This window comes from Streptomyces rapamycinicus NRRL 5491 (assembly GCF_024298965.1).
GTDB lineage: Bacteria > Actinomycetota > Actinomycetes > Streptomycetales > Streptomycetaceae > Streptomyces > Streptomyces rapamycinicus.
Genome location: NZ_CP085193.1, coordinates 6,464,274 through 6,482,129, shown reverse-complemented (window position 1 = coordinate 6,482,129; position 17,856 = coordinate 6,464,274). Strand labels below are relative to the sequence as shown.

The 17,856-nt window shown below is 69.6% G+C and carries 16 protein-coding genes and 1 pseudogene; 11 read left to right on the top strand and 6 right to left on the bottom strand.

Annotated elements, in window-relative coordinates; translation table 11 throughout:
* Positions 1-23: 23 nt before the first annotated feature.
* Positions 24-257, bottom strand: a complete 234-nt coding sequence (locus LIV37_RS27355) for a DUF397 domain-containing protein (RefSeq protein ID WP_121825241.1) — start codon at positions 255-257, stop codon at positions 24-26.
* Between the two features lie 304 nt (positions 258-561).
* Here LIV37_RS27355 and LIV37_RS27350 point away from each other — a divergent pair, with 304 nt between their 5' ends.
* From LIV37_RS27350 to LIV37_RS52660, 6 genes and pseudogenes are all read left to right on the top strand, one after another.
* The gene (locus tag LIV37_RS27350; RefSeq protein ID WP_020870326.1) at positions 562-2,250 is read left to right on the top strand and encodes a bifunctional 3'-5' exonuclease/DNA polymerase; all 1,689 of its coding nucleotides are present in this window, start codon (positions 562-564) and stop codon (positions 2,248-2,250) included.
* Between the two features lie 335 nt (positions 2,251-2,585).
* Positions 2,586-3,632, top strand: coding sequence for a rod shape-determining protein (locus tag LIV37_RS27345; protein ID WP_020870325.1), 1,047 nt, complete (start codon positions 2,586-2,588; stop codon positions 3,630-3,632).
* 166 nt (positions 3,633-3,798) lie between these two features.
* Positions 3,799-4,395, top strand: coding sequence for a sigma-70 family RNA polymerase sigma factor (locus tag LIV37_RS27340; protein WP_078956802.1), 597 nt, complete (start codon positions 3,799-3,801; stop codon positions 4,393-4,395).
* Complete coding sequence (locus tag LIV37_RS27335; protein ID WP_020870323.1) at positions 4,392-5,204, top strand: zf-HC2 domain-containing protein; 813 nt, start codon at positions 4,392-4,394, stop codon at positions 5,202-5,204. The genes LIV37_RS27340 and LIV37_RS27335 overlap by 4 nt, the downstream gene beginning before the upstream one ends.
* Positions 5,205-5,341: 137 nt before the next feature.
* Positions 5,342-5,893 (top strand): RNA polymerase sigma factor, encoded by a 552-nt coding sequence (locus tag LIV37_RS27330; protein ID WP_020870322.1) that lies wholly within the window; start codon positions 5,342-5,344, stop codon positions 5,891-5,893.
* Positions 5,890-6,060: pseudogene (locus LIV37_RS52660) on the top strand (zf-HC2 domain-containing protein); the annotation flags it as partial. The gene LIV37_RS27330 and the pseudogene LIV37_RS52660, both read left to right, overlap by 4 nt.
* 91 nt (positions 6,061-6,151) lie before the next feature.
* Here the strand turns inward: LIV37_RS52660 and LIV37_RS27325 are convergent.
* From LIV37_RS27325 to LIV37_RS27305, 5 genes are all read right to left on the bottom strand, one after another.
* Positions 6,152-6,922, bottom strand: a complete 771-nt coding sequence (locus LIV37_RS27325; RefSeq protein WP_158634882.1) for a signal peptidase II — start codon at positions 6,920-6,922, stop codon at positions 6,152-6,154.
* A gap of 208 nt (positions 6,923-7,130) precedes the next feature.
* Positions 7,131-8,387, bottom strand: a complete 1,257-nt coding sequence (locus LIV37_RS27320) for a glycoside hydrolase family 5 protein (protein ID WP_020870320.1) — start codon at positions 8,385-8,387, stop codon at positions 7,131-7,133.
* Between the two features lie 8 nt (positions 8,388-8,395).
* A complete protein-coding gene (locus tag LIV37_RS27315; RefSeq protein ID WP_020870319.1) occupies positions 8,396-8,743 on the bottom strand; it encodes a response regulator in 348 nt (115 codons plus the stop codon).
* 656 nt (positions 8,744-9,399) lie between these two features.
* Positions 9,400-10,473, bottom strand: coding sequence for a glycoside hydrolase family 6 protein (locus LIV37_RS27310; protein ID WP_020870318.1), 1,074 nt, complete (start codon positions 10,471-10,473; stop codon positions 9,400-9,402).
* Positions 10,474-10,491: 18 nt separating this feature from the next.
* The gene (locus LIV37_RS27305) at positions 10,492-11,724 is read right to left on the bottom strand and encodes a S8 family serine peptidase (protein WP_020870317.1); all 1,233 of its coding nucleotides are present in this window, start codon (positions 11,722-11,724) and stop codon (positions 10,492-10,494) included.
* A gap of 294 nt (positions 11,725-12,018) precedes the next feature.
* Here LIV37_RS27305 and LIV37_RS27300 point away from each other — a divergent pair, with 294 nt between their 5' ends.
* The 5 genes from LIV37_RS27300 to LIV37_RS27280 all read left to right on the top strand — a co-directional run bounded on the left by LIV37_RS27300 (position 12,019) and on the right by LIV37_RS27280 (position 17,856).
* On the top strand, positions 12,019-12,528 hold the full coding sequence (locus LIV37_RS27300; protein WP_020870316.1) for a GtrA family protein: 510 nt from the start codon (positions 12,019-12,021) through the stop codon (positions 12,526-12,528).
* Positions 12,525-13,820, top strand: coding sequence for a glycosyltransferase (locus tag LIV37_RS27295; protein WP_020870315.1), 1,296 nt, complete (start codon positions 12,525-12,527; stop codon positions 13,818-13,820). The genes LIV37_RS27300 and LIV37_RS27295 overlap by 4 nt, the downstream gene beginning before the upstream one ends.
* Complete coding sequence (locus LIV37_RS27290) at positions 13,810-15,639, top strand: glycosyltransferase family 39 protein (protein WP_020870314.1); 1,830 nt, start codon at positions 13,810-13,812, stop codon at positions 15,637-15,639. Before LIV37_RS27295 ends, LIV37_RS27290 begins: the two co-directional genes overlap by 11 nt.
* 24 nt (positions 15,640-15,663) lie before the next feature.
* Complete coding sequence (locus LIV37_RS27285) at positions 15,664-17,202, top strand: hypothetical protein (RefSeq protein WP_020870313.1); 1,539 nt, start codon at positions 15,664-15,666, stop codon at positions 17,200-17,202.
* A gap of 222 nt (positions 17,203-17,424) precedes the next feature.
* Complete coding sequence (locus tag LIV37_RS27280; RefSeq protein WP_044573182.1) at positions 17,425-17,856, top strand: hypothetical protein; 432 nt, start codon at positions 17,425-17,427, stop codon at positions 17,854-17,856.

Genomic DNA, 17,856 nt, shown 5'->3' with positions numbered 1-17,856 from the left:
CCAGTGTCGCGCGTCCGCGGCGATCAGCCCAGACCTGCCGGATCGTGCCCCAGATGGTCGAACTCGCCGTCCTTGGCCCCGAGCAGCATCGCCTCGACCTCGGCCGGGGTGTAGATCAGCGCCGGTCCGTCGGGGAACCGGGAGTTGCGGACGGCCACGTCCCCACCGGGCAGCTTGGCGAACTCGACACACGACCCCTGGGAGTTGCTGTGTCTGCTCTTCTGCCAGACGACTCCCCGGAGGTCCGCGGCCGCCATGCCGTTGTAGGGGTGGTCGCGCACAGGGCTTCTCCACGTTCGTGCATGCGTGCAGCTGTCAACTGTCCGGGATCATAGCCGCGTTCCTTTGCGAATGCATGGGCAAATGCATCTGCGTATGCGCAGGTGGATGCACAAGCAGATGCACGTGCACCATGCGTATCGGCATGATCACCCGACACCCGGGATCTTCTGCCCGGAGTGAAGAAGAGCAGTCGTCATGAATGACGTCCGGGTCCCCCTAAGGGTTGAGCGGGCCTCGGACACCGGAGCGTTGTCAGACCCCCCTGCCAGAATCCCGGGCATGAGATGGGCGGCGGCGGAGACGGACCACGGGGGTGTTCGTCTCTGCCCGCTCGACCCCGGGGGAAAGGCCGCCGGACCGGTCGTCGAGGTCACGGCGGAGCAGGGCGGGATCGCCGGGGCCGTGCGGTCCCGCCCCGAGGCCGACCGGTGGGTGTGGCGGTCCACCGCCGAGGTCTATCCGCGGCTGCTGGCCGCCGGGGTCCGGGTCGAGCGGGCCTATGACATCGAGGCGGCCGAGGCGCTCCTCCTCGGCCACGAGGGGCGCTCGGGCGCACCGCGTTCGCTCGCCGCCGCCCGGGCGCGGCTGCGCGGGCTGCCCGTCCCCGAGGACCCGCCGCCCCGGGCGGCCGGGGGCCAGCCGTCGCTGTTCGAGCCCGGTCCGCCGCCGCTGCCGCCGGGCACCGATCCGCTGGACGCGCTGCTCGAGGTGTACGCGGGCCAGCTGGTCCGTACGGACGCGGCCGAGCACCCGGACCGGATGCGGCTGCTGACCACCGCCGAGTCCGCCGGGATGCTGATCGCCGCCGAGATGCGGCGCGCCGGGGTGCCCTGGCGCGCCGACCGCCACCGGGAGCTGCTGGACGAGCTGCTCGGCGAGCGCTATCCGGGCGGTCTGGAGCCGCGGCGCCTGGCCGAGCTGGCCGACGAGGTGTCGCGCGCCTTCGGCACCCGGGTGCGGCCCGATCTGCCCGCCGAGGTCGTCAAGGCGTTCGCCCGCGCGGGCATCGCACTGGGCTCGACCCGCGCCTGGGAGCTGGAGCGGATCGACCACCCCGCCGTGGAGCCGCTGCTGCGCTACAAGAAGCTCTACCGGCTGCACACCGCCCACGGCTGGGCCTGGCTCCAGTCCTGGGTGCGCGAGGGCCGCTTCCGCCCCGAGTACCTGCCCGGCGGCACCGTCTCCGGCCGCTGGACCACCAACGGCGGCGGGGCGCTCCAGATCCCCAAGGTGGTGCGGCGCGCGGTGGTGGCCGATCCGGGCTGGCGGCTGGTGGTGGCCGACGCCGACCAGATGGAGCCCCGGGTGCTCGCCGCGATCTCCCGCGACCCCGGGCTGATGGAGGTCGCGGGCAGCGGCCGGGACCTGTACGCGACGCTGTCCGACCGCGCCTTCTCCGGCCGGCGCGACCAGGCCAAGCTGGCGCTGCTGGGCGCGGTCTACGGCCAGACCTCCGGCGACGGCCTGAAGCACCTCGCGGCCCTGCGGCGGCGCTTCCCGGCGGCGGTGGCGTATGTGGACGAGGCGGCCCGCGCGGGTGAGGAGGGCCGGCTGGTGCGCACCTGGCTGGGCCGCACCTGCCCGCCCGCGGGCGGCGCCGCCGAGGAGACGGCCGACGAGGCGGGGCTGCCGCGGGACCAGGAGGAGCCGTCGTACGGCAGCAGCGCGAGCGCCCGCGCCCGGGGCCGCTTCACCCGGAACTTCGTGGTGCAGGGCAGCGCCGCCGACTGGGCCCTGCTGATGCTCGCCGCGCTGCGGCGCTCGCTGACCGGTGCGGGGCTGCGCGCGGAGATCGTCTTCTTCCAGCACGACGAGGTGATCGTGCACTGCCCCGAGACGGAGGCCGACGCGGTCCGGGAGGCGATCGCCGAGGCGGGTGAGACGGCCGGCCGGATCGCCTTCGGACCGACCCCGGTGCGGTTCCCCTTCACCATGGCGGCGGTGGAGTGCTACGCGGACGCGAAATAGCCGCCCCGGGCCAGCCCAGGTCCTGTTCGGTGGATCTTCGCGCCCGCGACACCAGCGGCTGGCCCCCGGGGCATCCGGCATCCGATGCACGGGGCGGCCCAGCGGTCGCAGGGGGCAGGCGCCGGGCGGCGGGGCCGGACCCCAGCGGTCCAGCCGCAACCGGGAGGCGCCGTGCCGGGCGTCGCGGGTCGCGAAGATCCACCACAGAGCCCGGAGGGCATTCGCTCCCCCGACCGGCTCAGCCCCACGGGCAGCGGGCCTGATCGTCCCCACACGATGAGAGCGGAGGGCCGCCGGGCGGCGGCCCGCCACACCGCCCACAGGGGAGACCTGCCATGACCATCAGCCTCGAGGCACTGCGCCGCTGCTCCATCGCCGTCGACCTCGGCGCGGCCAGGACGCGCGTCTACCTCAGGCGCACCGGGCTCATCGTCGACGAGCCGACCGTGGCCGCCGTGAACACCCACACCGGCGGGCTGATCGCGGTCGGCACGCTGGCGCAGCGGATGACCGGGCGGACGCCCGCGCACATCCGGGTGGTCCGGCCGGTCTCCAACGGCACCGTCGTGGACATCGAGATGGCCCAGCGGATGCTGCGGCTGCTGCTGGGCAACAAGCTGCGCCGCGCCTGGCGGCGCCGCCCGCTGGTGAGCGCCGCCGTCTGCGTCCAGCACGACGCCGATCCGCTCGCCCAGCGCGCCGCCATGGAGACGCTCACCGGGATCGGCGCCAAGCGGGTCGAGCTGGTGGACACCCTGATCGCCGCCGCCGTGGGCTGCGGTCTGCCGGTGGAACGGCCCGAGGCGACGATGATCGTGGTGTGCGGCGCGGCCACCACCCAGGTCGCGGTCCTGTCGCTGGGCTCGATCGTGGCCGCCGAGCGGGTCCCGGTGGGCGGCGAGACCGTGGACCACGCCGTCATCCAGCATCTGCGCAACGAGCACGCGCTGATGCTGCCCAGCCAGGCCGTCCACCCGCTGCATCTGATCGTCAAGGACAGCGCGGGCGGCCCGGACGGCGCCCCGGTCGTACAGAGCACCGAGGTGCACGGCCGTGACGTGGCCACCGGGCTCGCCCGGACCGTACGGATCGATGTCGAGGGCGTACGGACCGCCATCCGCACCCCGCTGACCGGGGTGCTGGACGCCATCGGCACGGTGCTGCGCCGCTGCCCGCCCGATCTGGTGGCCGACCTCGCCGACCGCGGCATCATGCTGGCGGGCGGCAGCGCGGTGCTGCCCGGGTTCGACACGATGCTGCGCGAGGCCACCGGCATGCCGCTGAACATCGCCGACCACCCCGACGTCTGCGCGGTCGAGGGGCTCGGCGCGATGCTCGACGGCAAGGTGCAGCCCCTGCTGCTGGACGCGATGGTCTCTTGACCCGCGCCCGCACCTCACCCCTGACCCCCGACACCCGCCCCTGACGCCTGATCGGAATTTCTTCGCGACGCGTTGAGCGGCTGCCTCCCCCCGTGCGTAGTGAAGGGGGAAGAGGCCGACATGGCCGCCGATCCCCCCCGGGGCTCAGACCGGGAGTCGTCCGTTGATGTTGTCCAACTCAGGTCAGGTCCTGGAGGTTCAGGTGCACGACGACGCCGCCGTGGCCGATGAGCGTCCGTCAAGATCCAGGCGTGGTACGCCGGACGAGCGACTCATGCGCGCGCTCTACGAGGAGCACGCGGGGCCGTTGCTCGCGTTCGTACTGCGTCTGGTCGCGGGCGACCGGCACCGTGCGGAGGACGTCGTCCAGGAGACCCTGGTGCGCGCCTGGCGGAACGCCGACCAGCTGTCCCGGGCCACCGGCTCCATCCGGCCCTGGCTGGTCACCGTCGCCCGGCGGATCGTGATCGACGGACACCGCAGCCGGCAGGCCCGGCCGCAGGAGGTCGACCCCTCCCCGTTGGAACTCATGCCCGCGGAGGACGAGATCGACCGTGCACTGCGGCTCATGACCCTGACCGACGCGATGCAGGACCTCAGCGACGCCCATCGCGAGGTGCTGGTCGAGACCTACTTCAAGGGACGGACCGTCAACGAGGCGGCCCAGACCCTCGGCATACCCAGCGGGACGGTACGGTCCCGGGTTTTCTACGCGCTGCGCTCGATGAAGCTCGCGCTCGAGGAGAGAGGAGTAACGGCATGACAGCGCAGACGCACCACCCGGGACACGACGCCGTTGGCGCGTATGTGCTCGGCGTGCTCGACGAGGCGGACGCCACCTATTTCGAGGAGCATCTGGCCGGCTGCGACCAGTGCGGACGGCAACTGGACGAGCTGACCGGACTGGAACCACTGCTGGCCGATCTGGCCGCCGACATCCCCGGGATCCACGGCAGCCCCGGGCGGACCCAGCTCACGGGCCACACTCCGCATGCCTTCAGCGCCACTCCCAACGCCATCGAGACCCTCACCGCGCGCCCCGGCCCGGCCCTGTTCAACCGGATGGCCGGCGAGGTCGCGGCGTTCCGCGCCAAGCGGCGGCGGCGCGGTCTCTACCTGGTCGCGGCGGCGGCGGTGCTGATCGTCGGCGGCCCGGTCGGCACGATCGCGGTCACCTCCGGCGGCTCGGACAGCTCCGTCACGGCCGCCCCCAGCGAGAGCGCCCTCTTCGCCGGAATGCCCGACAAGGTGCAGGGCACCGACCCGGACACCAAGGTGAACGCGGCGGTCGCGCTGGAGGACAAGATGTGGGGCACCGACGCCGTCCTCCGGCTGAAGAACCTCAAGGGCCCCCTGGACTGCAGCCTGATCGCGGTCTCCAAGGACGGCCACGAGCAGACGATGATGACCTGGTCCGTGCCCGAGTGGGGCTACGGGATCGAGGACAGCCCCAAGGCGGAGGCGAGAGGTCCGCTGTGGGCGCACGGCGGCGCGGGCATGAAGCGCTCCGACATCGAACGCTTCGAGGTCCGTACGGCCGAGGGAAAGCGCCTGGTCTCCCTGAACGTCTGACCTGCCATCCGAGACGTCCGACCTGCCACTCGGATCGCCGATCAACCCATGCGGCGCGGTGAGCGAGATGTTACACAGAGTGTGATATGTCGTGCTTCGCGTCCCCCCGGGGGGGTCCGGATCCGAGGAGGCACTCCGTGGAGCCAGCTGACCCGGACGCCCATCAGCAGCGCATGTTCGCTCAGTATGTGCTGCCCGAGGTCGAGGTGCTGCTGCGCGTGGCCATGTCACTGACCACCCAGCGAGCCGACGCCGAGGATCTCGTGCAGGACACGTTACTACGGGCGTACCGGGCAGTCGGCCGTTTTGACGGGAGACATCCACGGGCCTGGCTGCTGACGATCATGCGGCATGCGGAGGTCAGCCGGCGCCGCCAGCGCCGGCCCCGGCTGCTCGACGACCCGGACACGGAGCTGGAGCGGCTGGTCCCGGCCCGGGACGCGACACCGGAGGAGCTGGTGGTGGACACGACGTTCGACGAGGCCGTGGACGCCGCGTTCACGGCGCTTCCGCTGCGGGACCAGCAGGTGGTGCGGCTGGTGCATGTGGACGGACTGTCGTACGCGGAGGCCGCACAGGTGCTGGACGTCCCCAAGGGGACGGTGATGAGCAGGCTGCACCGGGCGCGCAAGCGGATCCGGAACCAGCTGCTGGCCGCGGGAGTGGAATCGGAGCGAGGTGGCGCATGAGCAGGTGGACATGGTGGCGGACCACACGCACCACGGGGACCACGCGGACCACCGGACGGCTCCGGAGCACACGATGTCCGCTGGGCGCGCCGATGCTCCAGTCGTATCTGGACGGGGAGCTGGACGCCCCGGCCGCGGCCCTGGTGCGCACCCATGTGGCCGAGTGCCACCGTTGCGCCCGGGAGCTCGCCGTCTACCAGCGGATCAGCGAGGCGCTGGCCGCCCGCGCGACGATCGACGAGGCGGTGCTGGACCGGCTCAGGGACTTCGCGGAGTCCCTCTCGGAGCGGGAGAGCCGGGAGCCGGGGACGGAGGGGGCGCCGCAGGAGCCGATCCCGGGGACGGAGACGGTGCCTCCGGAGGCGATGCCGAACGAGGCTGTGACGAATGAGGCGATGCCGACGGAGACGGTCCCCGGGACGGCGCCGGGGGCGGATCGGGACGCCGATCAGGGCGCGGTGCACAAGGCGGGAGGCTGACGGCCACCGGATCGAGCCCCGTACCCGGGCCGCTCGTGCCCGGGCGGGCGGTCCGTTCGTACGTGCGCGAGGGTCTGCGCAGCAGCAGGGCGGCGGTGAGCAGGGTCCCGGTGATCAGGGCCACATCGGCGAGGTTGAAGACCGGCCCCCGGGCGTCCAGCGTGATCCAGTCGATGACGGCGCCGCGCAGCGGGCCCGGGGACCGGATCATCCGGTCGGCCCCGTTGCCCATCGCTCCCCCGGCGATCAGCCCCAGGCCCAGCGCCGCGCCCCGGCCGCGGACCCGCAGCCCGGCACCGGCCGCGCCCAGCGTGGCCACCGCGCCCGCGAGCGTGATCACCACGATCAGCGCGGGCCGGCTCTGGCCCAGCCCGAAAGCCACCCCGGTGTTGCGCACCAGCAGCGCGCAGAACGGCCCGAACCGGGCCTGCGGCCCCGCGGTGCCGCTCCAGGCGGCCAGCGCCATCGCCTTGCTCAGCTGGTCGGCCAGGATCACGGCGAGCGCGACCAGGGGGAAGAGCAGCCGGCCGGTCGCCGGATGGGGCTTCATCATCGGCCTCCCTGGGGGTGGGGGGCCGGTCCGCGGGCGCGGTCCGCGGCCCGGGAAGGAAACCCACCGGGCAGCCGCCCCGCTTCCCTTCCGGGGAAAAACACAAGACGAGGGCCCGCAGGCGGCACTGCCTGCGGGCCCTCGCTGCTTGCCAACGCCGTGATCAGCTATGTGGTCATCGGCGGTGTACCGAAGGGGTTACTCCGACTTACTTCCCCTTCTTCGCCTCCAGGAGCGGCGTCTGGTACTTGGCCAGCATCTTCATCTTGTTCTTGTCGATCGTCTTCCAGTCGTTCTTCAGCACACCGCCGGTGTCACCCGAGTCCGGGTTCCAGGTCCAGTAGGTGTAGCTGATCTGGTGCTTCTTGAGGTAGTCCATCAGGGCGTTCTGCCAGACGGCCTCGGAGCTCTTACCGGCGGTCTTCTTACCACCGAACTCACCGAGCAGCAGCGGGGCGATGTTCTGCTTCTTGATGTACGCCCAGTGCTTCTCCCAGATGGCCGGCATGTTCTTCGGGAAGTCCTTCGCCATGAACCAGTTCTGGTTGTAGACGCCCGGACCGTAGTCGTGGGCCGAGTAGACGACCTTGTTCGGCTCGCTGAGCTTCACCGGGTGCTTCTTCACACCCTGGAGGTCACCGCCCCACCAGAACTGCTCGTTCTTGTGGCGGTCCGTACCCTCGACGAAGATCAGCCAGTTCTTGTTGACCTTGTGGATGGCGTTACCGGCCTTGGTGGCCGCCAGCTGCCAGTCGGTCTTCGGGTTGCCGTCGCCCCACGTGGCCTGGCCACGCGGCTCATTGTGCAGGTCGGCGCCGATCACCCGGTCGTTGTTCTTGTAGCGCTTGGCCAGCTTGACCCAGTCGTCCATCCACTGCTTCTCGGAGAGGCTCTGGGAGTGCCACAGCTCACTCTGGCCGTACTGGTCCGGACGGTGCTGGTCCAGGATCACCCGGATACCACGGTCGGTGGCACCCTTGACGATCTTGTCCATGATCTGCTGGGGGGTGAGGCCCTTCAGATCGGGGTTCTTGTGGTAATCGATGCCGTCGGGCTTGGCGGACGACTTGAACATGTCGTTCGCGTACGGCAGCCGCATGGTGTTGAAGCCCTGCTTGGCCATCTGGTCCAGCATCGACTCCCAGCTACGGGTCCACAGGCCGTGCGGCGCGTAGGTGCCGGTCTCGAAACCGAACCAGTTCACACCGGTCAGGACGACCTTCTTACCGTCGGAGTCGACGATGTCGCCCTTCTTGGTGGACAGGGGGCCCTCGGCGCCCGCGCCGGAGGCCTTGGCGGCGGAGGTGGTGGTGGCCGACTGGCCGTCGGAGTTGTTCACCGCGAAAGCGGTGACCGTGCCACCCACGGCAGCAGCAGCGACGACGGCCGCGGCGATACCGAAGCGGAGACGCTGCGAGCGCGGCGCACGCTTGGTCTCGGTGGTCGGGGCGTTGTTCTGGTCCATGGGGGAATTCATTCGGAGATGCTCCTGAGCAAATCGGGTACTGCGGTTTTCAGGACGCTGGGGTTGTTCGTCGGAGATTCCAGACATTCCATCTGCGGGTCGGAGACTGCGGTCAGCCGGACAATCCGCGCGGACGGTAGGAGTTCGCCGATCAGGCGGACCAACCGCTGCGCTTGCCAGCTGGGCTCATCCACGTCGATCAGCACCACATCCGGCTGCATGTGATTGGCCAGAGAAATTGCTTCTCGGGCCGACCCTGCAATTCCGGATAGCTCCAGTCCGGGCTCCTCGACAACGAGATCGGCGAGAGCACTCAACACCAGTGGGTGGTGCTCCACGACGAGAACTCTGTGCATCGATTGGAGCTCCTTCGGGGCTTGTCCTTTCGCTTCACGACATTAGGGAGTGACCGCGGTCGGAATCGCCGTACGCCTGGCTGAAATCTGCGTACCTCAATTGCAGGAATTCCGGGCACACCAAACGGCCGAATTCCGCCTACCTCAGTTGAGGTAGAGGAATTCGGCCGTTTTATATGGGTTATGTCCGTTTTGGGGGGTGGTTCGGGGTGCTCAGGTGCCGCTCAGAGGGGGCTCAGGGGGTGCTCGGGGGCCGCCCAGGGAGTCCTCAGGGCATGCGAAAGGCGCCGGTCACGGGGTGACCGGCGCCTACGGGGTGCCCGGCGGGTGTCAGCGCCTGCGGCGGGCTGCTCCCCTCCCCGCCCCTTCCCGCAGCATCGATATGCGGCTCCGCCGCGTGGCAAGGGCTTCGCCCCTGGACCCCGGACGCCCTTCGGGCGTGTCCTCAAGCGCCGGACGGGCCGAAATCAGCCCCTCCAGGGGGCACCTCCCAGCGGTAGCTGGGGGAGCTTGAGGAGCGGGGTCTGGGGCGGAGCCCCAGTTGTGGGAAGGGGCGGGTAGGGGGAAGCACCGATATGCGGCTCCGCCGCGTGGCCCGCCGCAGGCGCCCAGGTCCGCCGGGCACGCACCAGGAGGGGCCGGAGGAGGGCGGAGCGTCAGCGCGTCAGCCGGTACGCGTAGCGGGGGACGAACATCCCCGCACCGGCGGCACACCCGTCCGCCTGGCCCGGCTGCTTGACCCACAGGAAGGCATCGACCCCGGGGATGCCCGTGGCGGCGGTGGGGGGCCTGCCCAGCTTGCGGCCCGGCGGATCGCAGAAGGTGTGGTTACGCGTGGGACCCGCCCCGTTACGGCTGGTGTCCACCACGACCCCCAGCCGGGGCCGGCGCAGCTCCCGGATCACCGACAGCCCGTAGCGCACCTCGTCGGCGGTGGCGTTGAAGTTGGAGACGTTGACCGCTATCCCGTCCCCGTACCGCTCTATACCGGCGCGCCGCAGCCGCTCGGCCATGGTCCGCGCGGGCTGCCATCCGGAGTTCCCGGCGTCGTAGTAGACCCGGGCCCTTGGCGCGCCCCGCTGGAGCGCCCGCGCCGCGTACGCCAGCGCCGCGAACCGATCCGCCTGCTGCCGCCGCTTGAGGCAGCTCATATGGGCCAGCGCGTCCGGTTCGAGGATGACGATGGCGCGCCCGTCCCCTATGCCCCGGGTGAGGGCGTCGCTCCAGCGCCGGTAGGCGGCCGTGTCCCCGGCGCCGCCGGAGCTCAGCTGCTGGCAGTCGCGCTGGGGGATGGTGTACGGGACGAGCACCGGCAGCCGTCGCTGGGCGGCGGCGGTGCGGACGAGGTTGCGGGCCCGCTCCTCGATCAGGGACTCATTGGTCTCGGTGAGCCAGGCGGCCTGGGGCTCGGCGGCGATCCGCCGGGCGATGGCCGCCGCCCGCCGGTCGTGCTGATGGTCCCGTACCCAGGTCGCGGCCGGGTTGTGGGGGTCGACGTAGAAGCGGGTCGTGGCCGGGAAGAACGGTTTGGCCACGGGGAGCGACGGCCTGGTGGCGGGCGGCCGCACCGGGCCCACGAACAGGGCCTGCACGGTGGTCGCCGCCATCACCACCTCGACCACCAGCACCATCACGATCAGCTGGGCGACGCCCCGCCCCGCCCACCGGGAGGTGCGGGCACGCGCCGGCGGGCGGGGGCCGCGGTCGCGGCCGCACAGTTTCGTGATCATGGCGAGTCCTGCCCGGCCTCAGCCGCGGTGGGAGTTGTCGGGCGGCCTGCGGCGGCTGATCAGCACCACCGCCAGGATCGCGAGCACCACCAGGACTCCGGCCACCACACCTATCGTGACCAGGGCGGATTCATCCCCCTCGGTTTTGGGGGCGGCGGCGTCCGGGGTGGTGGACGGATGGCGGCGGGGCGCGGAGAGCTCGGCCGAGGCGGGGGGCGCGGCCCGGTCCGCCAGCGCCTTGGCCGGGGCGATCACCCCGTACCCGTAGCGCGGGTCATGGCCCGAGGAGCCCTTGCGGTCGGCCGTGTCGATCAGCTTCTGGACCACCTGGTTGGCGTTCCAGCGGGGATGCTCCGAGCGCAGCAGCGCGGCTCCCGCCGCGACCCAGGGCGCCGCGAAGCCGGTGCCGTCGCCGGTCCAGTAGTCGTTGTCGCCGGAGGTGGTGAGGATGGCGACGCCGGGGGCGGCCAGGAGGGTCTTCCCGCCGTGATGGGAGGAGGTCCAGACGGCGCCCTTCTTGTCGGTGGCCACCACGGCGACCACTCCGGGGAGGGCGGCCGGGTAGGTGGGCCGGTTGCCGATCTTGCCGTTGTCGCCCGCGCCAGCCACGATCACGGCGTCCTTGCCGACGGCGTACTTCACCGCGGACCGCAGTGCGGGGGTCGGCCGCTTGAAGTCGACGGCCAGGTCGATGACGCGCACGCCATGGTCCACCGCGTGCCGGATGGCCTTCGCGGTGGGATCGGCGAGGGGCTTTCCGTCGCGGTAGACGCCGAGCGGCATCACCTTGGCCTTGGGCGCGAGCCCGTACACCCCGTCGCCGCGGTAATTGCGGCCGGTGCCGGCGATGATTCCGGCGGCGTGGGTGGACTGCTCGGCCGCCTTGCCGCCGTCCCGGGTGCCGAAGCCGCCGGTGCCGCCCGCGAAATCCTTTCCGCGGACCACGCGGCCGCGCAGATCCGGATGGGAGGCGTCGACCCCGGTGCCGATGACCGCCACGGTCACTCCGGCGCCTTTGCTGATTTTCCAGGCGCGCTCCGCCTTGAGCGCGGTCAGCGCCCATTCGGAATCGTGCAGCCCACCGGAATCGCGCAGCCCACCGGAATCGCGCAGTCCACCGGAATCGCGCAGCCCACTGGAATCGTGCAGCCCACTGGAATCGGAATCACTTGCCGCAGCCGGCGTGGCCAGTGCGAGTGTCATCACGGCGATGACCGCTCCGGCCCGGCCGGCGAATGGATGGCGTGACATCACGTGACCTGACATTACGTCACCTACTCTCCTCGCACGGGACGCAAGGCCGTCCGGCCCATTTCATCTTTGGGCATCCCCCGCAGGTACTGGCACCCGCGAGAGGGTGAGCGTCCCGTCCCTTCTTTGGGGGACCGTCCGTTATACCCCGGCCCCGGCTCTCCCCAATACGGGGGATAGGAGGGGTCCGCCGAAGGTGTACCACCCGCTCCCCCGAGCGCGGGTACTACCTCCTTTTCGGGTGACGCACTCTTGGGTCAACGGCGATAAGAGCCTCCTGCCGAGGGAGTCGCGATGCAGCGTTTCCGAACGTTCAGCGAGCGCACCGGAGAGCCGGGCGAAGAGGCGGACAGCACCGACCGTAATGCCCGCAGGCGGGCCGGAATGCTGTTCCGAGTCCGCCAGGTCCGGAACCCGATGGCGGGCATGCCCGGTCTGGCCCTGCGTTTCGCGGTGGTCGGCGGGGGCGGTGTGATCGTGAACACGGTGGTCCTCTTCATCCTCTATCACTGGGCCGGACTGCCGCTGCTGGCGGCGTCGTCAATAGCCGTGGAAATCGCCGTCGTTCACAACTACCTGCTGAACGACCGGTGGACCTTCGCGGTGGCCACGCCATCACTCGGACGATTCATCAAGTTCAATGTCTCGGTCCTGGGCGGGCTCGGGGTCAATGTGCTCATCGTCTGGTCACTGGTGCGCACCGGAATGCATCTGCTGTTGGCGAACGGCCTCGGCATCGCGGCGGCTTTCGCGGTCAACTTCGCGTCGAGTACCAGCTGGGTCTGGGGGAGGCGGAGCCGATGATTGTCGCCATCGTCTACCTGGTGCTGATCGTGGTCTCGATCCTGCTCACCGTGCAGTCGGCCCATGTTCTCTATCTCATGCTCTACACCTGGGACCGGGCGGACGCCGAACGGAAGGCCCGGGCGCCGGATGAATTCCTGCCGCCCCAGATCTCCTTCAGTGTCCTGCTGCCCGCCCGGCATGAGGAAGACGTCATCCAGAGCACCATCGAGCGCGTGGTGCGGGCCAACTATCCGGCCGAACTGCTGGAGGTCTTCGTGATCTGCTCACAGGACGACGACGGCACGATCAAAAAGGCCGAGGAGAAGATCGACGACCTGAAGCGGAAGGGCCTGCGCAATGTGCGGGTCGTGGTGTTCGACGACAAGCCGATCAACAAGCCGCACGGCCTCAACACGGCCCTTCCGCACACCGCCAACCAAGTGGTGACGATCTTCGACGCGGAGGACGACATCCACCCCGAGATCTTCTCCCTGGTGAACACCGTGATGGTCCAGGAGAAGGTCAAGGTGGTCCAGGCCGGTGTGCAGCTGATGAACTACGAGTCCAACTGGTACTCGACGCTCAACGTCCTGGAGTACTTCTTCTGGTTCAAGAGCCGGCTGCACTACCACGCCCACTACGGCTCGATCCCGCTCGGCGGCAACACCGTCTTCTTCGCCCGTGAGCTGCTGCTGCGGCTCGGCGGCTGGGACGACCGCAACCTCACCGAGGACGCCGACATGGGACTGCGGATATCCGCCATGGGCGAGCGGGTGCGCGTGGTCTACGACGACCGGTATGTGACCAAGGAGGAGACCCCGCCGACCCTCGGCCACTTCATCCGCCAGCGCACCCGCTGGAGCCAGGGCTTCATGCAGACCCTGAAGAAGGGCACCTGGAAGAAGATGCCGACGCGCAAACAGCGCTGGCTCGCCTTCTACGTCCTGGCGTTCCCGCGCGGGCAGGCGCTGTTGGGCATCTATCTGCCGATCTCGCTCGGCATGATTCTGATCCTCAAGGTGCCGGTGCTGATCGCGCTCTGCTCCTATCTGCCCGTACTGCTGCTGGCCGCGCACTTTCTGGTCCAGGCGGTCGGTCTGTACGAGTTCACCAGCGCCCACGGCCTCGAAGCCTCGCCGAAGGCGCTCGTGCGCATGGCCATCGCCTGGTTCCCCTTCCAGATGGTGCTGGCGTACGCCGCGCTGCGGGCCATGCGGCGAGAGATGCTCGGCCGCCATGACTGGGAGAAGACACAGCACGTAGGCGCCCACCGGGCCACCACCGAGGAGGCGGAGTCGCGTGTCGGATAACACCACGCCCTCGCGGCCGGCGGCCGTCGGCGCGGAAGGCCGGAAGACCGCGGCGAACAAGAAGACCGCGACAAGCAAGAAGACCGCGACGAGCAAGAGCACCGCGGCGAACAAGAAGACCGCGACGAGCAAGAACGCCGGAGCGGGCAAGGGCACCGCGGCGGCCAAGGGCGCAGAGCCCCCCGCGCGACGTCCGCGCCGTCGCCCGCGGTTCTCCGTGGAGCGCGGCTGGTTCCCGCCGCTGGGGAACAAGGGCAGGATCGCCCTGGTCGCCTCCCTGCTGACCGGGCTGCTCACCCACGGCTACCACCTGTTCCGCTACCCCCTCTACCTCACCGACGAGGGCATCTACATGCAGCGGGCGTGGTCGCTGGTGCGGGAGACCAGCCTGTCCCCGTACACCTACGACTACGACCACGCCCCGCTGGGCTGGATCACCCTGGCCGGGTGGGTCTTCCCGCTGCCGAAGCAGTTCGAGACCTTCGGGAACGCGATCAACACCGGACGGTTCCTGATGCTGCTGGTGCATGTCGCCGCCGTCTATCTGCTGTTCGAGGTCGCCCGGCGGCTGTCCGGCAGTGTGCTGGCCGCCACCGTCACCGCGTTCCTCTTCAACGTCTCGCCGATCGCGGTGTACTTCCAGCGGCAGGTCCTGCTGGACAACCTGATGATGCTCTGGCTGCTGCTGAGCCTGTTCATGCTGCTCAGGCGGGAAGTCACGATCAGATCGGTGTTCGGTGGCGGGCTGGCGCTGGGGATCGCGCTGATCACCAAGGAGAACGCGATCTTCTTCGTGCCCAGCTTCATGTATCTGCTCTACCGAAGGGTCAAGGGGTCGGCCAGCAGCCGGTTCACCAGCACCCTCTGGCCGTTCGCCGCGGCCACCCCGATCGGCGCCTATGTGACCTACGCACTGCTCAAGAACGAGCTGCTGCCGAGCGGTTTCGACTTCGACCTGAACAACCCGCCCGCCGACCATGTCTCACTGCTCTACACCCTGTGGTGGCAGCTCAACCGTAGCCAGGGCATCCTCTTCAGCCACACCGGTCTGCTCCAGACCAGCTGGCTGGTCCGGGACAAGTTCCTGCTGATCGCCGGGGTGTGCGCGATGGTGATGTGCCTGTGGATCGGCATGCGGGACCGCAGGCGCAATCTGGGCTTTCTGATCGCCGGGACGCTGGCCCTCGGATACGCCTTCTATCTGGTGCGCGGCAGCGTGGTGCTGGACTTCTATGTCACCCCGCTGATCCCGATGCTCGCGCTCAACCTCGGCATGGTGACGGACCGGCTGCTCAAGGGCACGTTCGCCAATCGGTTCATGCGCGGCGCGCATTCTGTGACCCGGGTCGCCGTGCCGTCGTTCGTGGCCATTCTGCTACTGGCCTCACCAGCCTCCGGATATCTCGTCCACACCAATACCGAGGGCCATACGCAGATCGCCGACCAGTACCAGTCGAAGATCAATCTCACCGGAATGCAGCATGCTCAGATCGCCTGGGTGCGCAAGCACATACCGCCGAATTCGCGCATCATCATGGACGACGACCTGTGGGGTGAACTGCACGATGTGCGCCCGTTCTACCCGTACGCGCATTCCCACTGGAACGCCTCGTCCGACCCGGATGTCCGCGAAAAACTGTTCAAGAAGAGATGGCAGAACGTGGACTACATCATCTTGTCGAACAAGATGCGCAGATCCATGATGCTCAACAATTCCGACGGCCGGGAGAACTGGATCCTCCAGGCGCTGCGAAATTCCGACCGCGTCTGGTCGGTAACCGAGGGCAATATCAAGCTGGAAATCTACCGTGTGCAGTAGCCATGGGAAGAGGAGGTGAAGGCCATGCCTCAGTACGACGACGACTGGGACGTTCCGGAGGACAGGGATTATCCCGAGAACGAGGAGAACATCCCCGACGAGGAGGACATCCTCGACGACGAGGAAATCCCCGAGGAGGAGGACATCCTCGACGAGGAGGAAATCCCCGACGAGGAAAACACCCTCGACGAGGAGCACACTCCCGACGGTGAGAAGAAGAAAAAGCTCACCTGGAAGACCGTCCTGCTCGCACTCGTGGTCTTCGCGATCGTCGGATCGCTCGTCCAGGTGGTCGCGCGCGGCGGCTTCGGAGGCGCCCTGAACACCACCGGCAGCGGAGGCGGCGGCGCCCCGAAGAAGGAGCAGCACTCCCGGCAGGAGCAGGAGATACGCCCACCCAAGCAGCCCAAGACCATCAAGCTGGGCAATCAGCGGGTCCCCCAGGCGTCCGGCCCGATCATCGTGATCAACCCGGGCCTGGTCACCCCCGGCGGCAGCGCCGCGGTCGAGGGCGGTGGCTTCGACAAGAAGGCCACCGTGGACATCCTGATCAAGGCCCGGAAGTCGGACACCAAGGGCCGCGCCATCGGCAGTGTGCGCTCGGACCGGTTCGGGTCGATCTACGCCCGGTTCACCATGCCCGATACCGCGGGCAACCGGCCCGCGACGCTCGTCGCCCAGCAGCGCGGCAGCAGCAAGACGGCGGAGGCCAAGGTGATCACCGGTGGCGCCGTCGGCACCGCCAAGATCAACAAGATGGTGGGCCGCCCCGGTGACGTGGTGACGGTCTCCGCCCGCGGCTTCCGCCCGGGTGAGCCGATCGACGTCTTCTGGGGCCGGACCACCGGCATCCCCGTCACCACGCTGCACACCGACGGCAGCGGCGGCGTCGCCCACGCGGCGATCAAGGTGGGCGTGGCCCCGACCGGCTCCAGCACCCTGGTCCTGGTGGGCAAGCGCAGCAAGACCACGGCCACCGCGCCCTTCCAGATGCTGGCCATGTACCCGTCGATGAAGTCCAAGCCGTACGCGCTCAAGGCCGGCCAGCGGATCACGCTGTCCGCCAACAAGTTCGCGCCCGGCGAGCGGGTGCTGGTCTACATCAACTCCACCGGCGGCCTCCCGGCCTTCACCGCCCAGGCGAACGGCATGGGCCAGATCCGCGACGTGGCGTTCAACGTGCCGTTCGGCCTCAAGGGGCGGCAGACGCTGATGGCGATCGGCGACCAGAGCCGGGCCGTGGTCCGCTCGGGCTTCACCGTGCTGCCGTACAGCCCGTCCGCCGAGCCCAGCGCCTTCGGCGGCAGGGCGGGCACCACGCTCAGCTTCTATGTCGCGGGGTTCGCCCCGGGCGAGACGGTGACCGCCTACGCCGGTTCGGGCTCGAAGGCCCAGCGCAAGATCGGGACCTTCCAGGTGGACAGCCGGGGCAAGGCGGCGGCCGTGGGCTCGTACAAGATCACTCCGGCGGATGAGAGCGGTGTGTCCTTCCAGCTCATCGGCCAGAAGAGCGGTGGCGTCGCCAGGGCGAGCATCAACATGTCGCAGGGCCGCGGGGATTAGGGACCGCGAGTGGCGCCGAGGGAGAACGTGGGCCGGGCCGTGCCGTGCCGTCCGCCGGAAAGCGGCGGGAAGCGGCGGACGCGGCGGACGCGGCGGACGCGGCGGACGCGGCGGGAAAACAGGCCCACGTTCCAGGGAGCGAGCGGCCGCCGACGGCCGTGGGGCGGCTCACCCGGGCGGCTCACCAGTTCCGTAGATGTACCATGCGTCCTGGAGTGTCCTATGAGCGTAGTTTTCGGCCCTAACTCACGAAGAGTCCTACAATTCCTGACCCACATCGAGGACCTCTCCCCGGAGGAGATCGACCGGGTGGCCGATCTGTGGAAGCAGACGTCCAGCCAGACCCGCGCCGAGGGCTGGGCAGTGGTCCACCGCACCACCACGCCCGAGGAGCGGTACCGGATCCTGGTCGCCGCCTCGGTGGCGCGCCGGGCCGCCCTGGACGCCGCGCGGAACCACAAGAAACACGACTGGGCCTTCTGGGCCGCGGTCTGGGACGCCGCGACCGCGGTGGCCGTCTGCGACCGCATCGGAAGCCACTACAACGTGCTGGTCGCGCCGCTGGCCGCGGTCATGCCGTCGCTGGCGCACTGCCGGCGCGATGAACTCGAGCCCCGCGAGCTGCAGGGCGCCGTCCTCAAGGGAGGTGGGTAG